General features: G+C 57.3%; 1 protein-coding gene. It reads right to left on the reverse strand.

Features of this window, described 5'->3' with window-relative positions; translation table 11 throughout:
• Nucleotides 1–253 (reverse strand): glycerate kinase (locus RVY79_RS20690; RefSeq protein WP_317466476.1); only part of this gene is annotated, 253 nt, incomplete at both ends.

Consider the following 253-nt stretch of genomic DNA (forward strand, 5'->3'; position numbering starts at 1 on the left):
CTGCGCCCTGCACTGCCTGCGCAAGATTGACCGCATTCAACACAATTTCAATGCCCGGTTTAATATCCGCATTGAGAAATACCGCCGCCGCAATACCCATACCGCCCGCAGCGCCGCCGCCCGCCATCTGGCAGACATTAATTTCAGTTTGCTGTTGTAAAACACGGGCGTAATTTTGCAGCCCCTGTTCAAGTTCTTCGACCATCTCCGGCGTTGCCCCTTTTTGCGGGCCAAACACCGCCGCCGCGCCGCG

It is taken from the genome of Chromohalobacter sp. HP20-39 (assembly GCF_033052815.1).
Classification (GTDB): domain Bacteria; phylum Pseudomonadota; class Gammaproteobacteria; order Pseudomonadales; family Halomonadaceae; genus Chromohalobacter.